Annotated in this window: 3 protein-coding genes and 3 pseudogenes; 2 read left to right on the plus strand and 4 right to left on the minus strand. The window is 72.4% G+C overall.

From position 1 onward, the window contains the following. Nucleotides 1-54: 54 nt before the first annotated feature. Nucleotides 55-768, minus strand: a pseudogene (locus ABD353_RS39130) (IS5 family transposase); the annotation flags it as partial. A gap of 53 nt (nt 769-821) precedes the next feature. Between ABD353_RS39130 and ABD353_RS39135 the strand changes: the two are divergent. Continuing rightward, nucleotides 822-947, plus strand: a pseudogene (locus tag ABD353_RS39135) (IS5/IS1182 family transposase); the annotation flags it as partial. Nucleotides 948-1,790: 843 nt separating this feature from the next. Then, nucleotides 1,791-2,147, plus strand: coding sequence for a hypothetical protein (locus ABD353_RS39140; protein ID WP_344628493.1), 357 nt, complete (start codon nt 1,791-1,793; stop codon nt 2,145-2,147). Between the two features lie 82 nt (nt 2,148-2,229). On the opposite strand, the gene ABD353_RS39145 is transcribed toward ABD353_RS39140, so the two are convergent. From ABD353_RS39145 to ABD353_RS39155, 3 genes and pseudogenes are all read right to left on the minus strand, one after another. Further along, on the minus strand, nt 2,230-3,225 hold the full coding sequence (locus tag ABD353_RS39145; protein ID WP_344628494.1) for a zinc-binding dehydrogenase: 996 nt from the start codon (nt 3,223-3,225) through the stop codon (nt 2,230-2,232). Nucleotides 3,226-3,308: 83 nt separating this feature from the next. Continuing rightward, nucleotides 3,309-3,893, minus strand: coding sequence for a TetR/AcrR family transcriptional regulator (locus ABD353_RS39150; protein ID WP_344628495.1), 585 nt, complete (start codon nt 3,891-3,893; stop codon nt 3,309-3,311). Nucleotides 3,894-4,045: 152 nt separating this feature from the next. Next, nucleotides 4,046-4,279: pseudogene (locus ABD353_RS39155) on the minus strand (flavodoxin family protein); the annotation flags it as partial. Between the last annotated feature and the right edge of the window lie 445 nt (nt 4,280-4,724).

A 4,724-nucleotide genomic window follows, 5' to 3' on the forward strand; every position in this document is an offset into this window, starting at 1 on the left:
TCCTGGATCAACAAGATCCAAGTGTCAGGGTGTCCACGTCGCGGGGCAAAGCTCACCTCTACTACCCCTACGTCGGCGGTTGGCCCGCTGGTCCTTCGGCTCGGGGATGGTGTGCTTGATCTGGCGTCTGCGCAGGTAACGGCGGTTGCGGCGGGAGCTGTACGCCCTGTCGCCGCCGAGGTGGTCGGGGCGGGTACGCGGATGCCCGCCGCCTGGGCGCTTGACCCTGATGCGTTCCAGGACCGGGATCAGCTGCGGGCTGTCACCCCACTGACCGGGCGTGATCAGCATGGCCAGGGGACGGCGGCCACCTTCCCCGGCAAGGTGGATCTTGGAGGTCAGACCGCCACGGGAGCGGCCGAGTCCTTCGTCGGGGCGGTGCTGCCGGGGCGTTGATCTCTGCTTCGGGACCCGGGGTGTTCTGCGCGGTGCGCCGGCAGCGTGCTGGTGGGCCCGGCAGGAGGTGGAGTCCACGCTCACCATGCTCCAGTCGATGCGCCCCTGAGAGTCGGCGTCGGCCTGAACGGCCTGGAGGATCCTTTCCCAGGTGCCGTCCGCCGACCACCGACGGTGGCGCTCGTACACGGTTTTCCAGCTCCCGAACCGCTCCGGCAGGTCCCGCCACGGGACACCCGTGCGGACCCGGAACAGGATCCCGTTGATCACCATCCGGTGATCAACCCAGCGTCCACCCCGACACCCGGCCCTCGGCAGATGCGGTGCAAGTCGCACCCACTCTTCGTTCGTAAGATCGCCCCGCCCCCACAGCCAACACAATGATCCACGCGAGGCGATCACATGATCCGCCGGACAGAACCTAGGCCCGCTCCTCGCGGGCCATTCGCGAGCACCTGCGCGCACGCGGTATCCGCGCGGTGATCCCCACTCAGGCCGACCAGCGGGCGAACCGGCTGCGGCGCGGCAGCCGCGGAGGAAGACCGCCCAGCGCAAAGCAACCGGCGACGGACCGGTGCGATGCAGCTGGCCAACACACCGCGGCCGTGCTCCTCGGACACCGGTGCGCAGCGTGGCGGCCCCCGGGCGTCGGCTGCGAAGACGGTGGCGGCAGGCGGGTCCGGGGCAAGCAGCTCGGCGTGGGTGCAGCCCGCTCACCGCACGTGGTGGGACAGCGGGGTCGGCGCGGACGGGCGCAGACACTGGCAGGGCGGTGGTGCCCCCGATCTGCGTCCCCGACCGAGGGGCACCGCGGGACGGCCCGGCACCCGCGCGGATGCCACGGCGGCCGCCCGACGGCGGCACGGCGGCCGGCCTGCTTGGACCAGTCGGCCGCCCACCGGGCACGGGTGCTTCTGCGCGCCCTCCCCGAGCTGCAAACACCCCGGCCGCAGTGCGGGCCCCCTCCCCCACGCGGCGCCCGGGCGGCGGTGGACCGGGATCGGCCGGCCAGGTATCCGGCGGAACGACCGTCACCAGCACCCCGCACCCGGCCGCGGCCGACAGCCGACCGGGGCTGCCGAAGACCGCGGACGGCAGTGCGCACCTCCACCGTGCCGGTGGTGTCCGGAGCGTCGGCGGCCACGGACACGAAGCCGCTCTCCCCCGCGTCCACGGCGAGCGCGGGGTAGTGGTCCTCGGCGACCACCTCCACGTCGCCGTCGTCGGCCTACCGCACGGCCAACGCCCACAGAATCGACCCCTCGCCGCCTGCAGCATCCGTCACGCACCGATCAACGACCGCACCGCCCCAGCAGCACGGCCGTCGGGCACGGGCAGGGCGCGCATCCGGGCTCTGCGCCAGCCATTCGAACCTCGGCACGAGGGACTGTGACATGCGCCCCGTTCACCGCCACACCCGCGACTGGCGCGACGCCGTCCTGGTCGGCGAGGAGGAGCTCGCGGCCGCGGCCCGGGGAGGTCCTCCCGGACATCCTCACGGTGCGGGTCCGCCGCAGCGGCACCTGGTGGCTGGCTGTGGTCACCGGCTGGCGCAGGGTCCGCCGCCACTCCTGGGCGGCCCGCCAGCAGGCCGGTGCCGCGACGAACCCCCGGCCTGGGTCCACTACAAGGGCGTCGCCATCGCCCCGGTGATGCCGCAGGTCCTCGACCCCACCGAGGCACCCGCGGGGGCCGGACGATGGCTGCCGCTGGCAACGACGAGTCAGAGCCTGTACCGGGCCTCGCAGTGATGGCAGTGGAGGACGGTCGACAGCCCACCCCATGCTGACACACCGTCCCCCGGGCCGAGGCACCCGCAGGGCGTCCTGGCGCTCAGTCGGTCGACGGCGGCTCCAGCGTGACGACCATCTTGCCGAACGCCTGGCCGGCCTCCATCAGCCGGTGAGCTTCCACGATCTCGCAGAAGTGGAACACCCGGGTGGGGCGGGCCCGCAGGGTGCCGGCCTCGACGGCGGCGAAGATGTCGTCCAGGGGGATGTCCGTGAGCGGAAAGGCCGGGCTTCCCAGGACGAAGGCGCTGCCGAAGAAGCTGAGCTGGACTCCGCTGGGCAGGTCGGCGACGGGGTCGAAGTCCGTCGCCGGTGCGAATCCGCCGAGGAAGCCGACTTGGCAGACGCGTCCGCGCGGGCGAACGGTGGCCAGCGAGTCGCGGAGCACGGTGTTGCCGACGACGTCGAGCAGTGCATCGACGGCCATGCCCCGGCGTGCGGCCTCGGGTGACAGGCGGCCGTCGTCGACGAGGACGTCGGTGGCGCCGATCTCCTTGAGCAGGGGCACCTGTGCCGGGTTGCGGGTGGTGGCGATCACCTGGGCGCCGTGTTGGACGGCCAGGTTGACGGCGGCCTGTCCGAGGGAGGAGGTCGCGCCTCGGACCAGCAGTGTCTCCTCGGGCTTGAGGGCGAGGTTGCCGTGCAGGGCGCTGTACGCCGTCGCGTACACCTCGGGCACCGCGGCCAGGTCGGTCCACGGCAGCCGGGACCGCACGGCCACCACGTTGGTGGCCGGCACGGTCACCAGTTCCGCGTAGCTGCCGTTGCGAGTGCGGCCCATGCCTCCCAGGATCGCCACCACCCTCGTCCCTGCCGGGAGGTTCCCCGAGGGGTCCGCCTCGACAAGTCCGGCGCACTCGATGCCGGGGACGGCGGCGACCCGTCCCCAGGCGCCGCTGCGCATGTAGGCGTCGGCGTGGTTGAGGCCGAAGGCCTTGACCCGGATGAGGACGTCGCCGTCGGCAGGGACGGGATCGGGCAGTTCGGTGATCGTGAGCACCTCGGGGCCGCCGTGGGTGGATATGACGATGGCCTTCATGCGCACACCTCATTCTTGAGTGGTTGTTCATCTATTGGGCCGGCGAAAGGGCCACCGTGGTCGGTGGCCCTGGTGTCGTGACGTCAGGAGAGGGCGGCGAAGGCGTTTTCGACGATCGCCCGGAGTACCGCCGCGTCGGGATTCGCCTTGCCGACGACCATCAACCCCTGGCAGGTGGCGACGAGCAGCTTGGCGCTGCCGGCGGGGTCGACGGATTCGCGCACCTCGCCGCGGCGCCGGGCGTTCTGCAGCGCGCGGGTCATGCAGCGCTCCAGGCGAGCGAGGTGGCCGCGGACGACGGCCGCCGCCTCGTCGTCCTCGGCCGCGTTCTCGATGGCGGTGTTGACGAGGAGGCAGCCCTGGCGCCCCTCCGGGGTGAGGAGGTCGCGCACGAGCCCGTCGAAGTAGCCGCGGATCTGCGCCACCGTGGCGTCGGGCGCCTCCAATTCGCCCAACTTCTGGGGGACGACCAGCTTGGAGTAGCGCTCCAGCGACTTCACGAAGAGTGCGTGCTTGCCGCCCGGGAAGGCGCTGTAGATGCTGCCGGGCTTGACGCCGGTGGCCTTCACCAGGTCCTCGATGGAGGTCGCCCGGTAGCCGCGTTCCCAGAAGCGCATCATCGCCTGGTCGAGGACGGTGTCGGGGTCGAACTCGCGGGGCCTGGGCATGGAGGAAACTATACTTGAGCGATCACTCAAGAACAAGCGGGCCCGAACCCTGCGAAGCGATCCGCAGGAGGCTGTGCAGGACCGGTGGCCGGTGCCGGTGACCGGCCCGCAGAGCACCCACACCGCTCTCCACGCGACGGGAGGCGGGGGCAGCGGTGCTCGGGGTTCTCGAAGTCGAAGCGGCAGCCGACGCCCCACTCGGAGCGCCGATTGCCGTGGGCGGGGATGCTGCCGGCGTCCTTCAGCATCCGGGCGAGGTGGAGGAGGTTCCAGGTCATGAAGATGGCGTTGCGGTTGGTGAAGTCGTTCTCGGATCCGCCCGGCCCGGGGTCGAGGCAGGACGGGCCGGGGCCGGCCTCACCGATCCAGCCCGCGTCCGGCAGCGGAACACCGCTGGCGGACCGGGTGCTTGCGCCACCGGGGCGGGGGAGGTAGGCGCAGCGGTGCGGGTACAGCCGTAGTCCGCGCACGACGCCTGCTCGTGACGCACCCGGCTGCGGGCCGGCCGACGCGACGGCCGCGCACCCGCCGCAAGGCCCAGGCTCTGACGCGCCGTCACCACCCGCTTCTGGCCACCGCTGATGGGTCTGGACGGCAGTATGCCTGGCGGCACGGGACGTGGCTCCGTCCCGTGCTGCTCGCCGGGGGGGCACGTCGTGGAGGACCGCACTGCGCGCCACCGACAGGCCTTCCTGAACCGGCCCGGCCGGGTGGGGCGGGCCCGGGACGACGTGGTGCGGTCGGGTGGCCGGGCACGGCCGGGCGGGTGACCCTTGCGGGATGTCGGCCGGGTGCGGGCGGCGGGGTGTGCCAACGGTGGAAGCGCGGTGC

The organism is Kitasatospora arboriphila (assembly GCF_039528095.1).
Taxonomy (GTDB): Bacteria; Actinomycetota; Actinomycetes; order Streptomycetales; family Streptomycetaceae; genus Kitasatospora; species Kitasatospora arboriphila.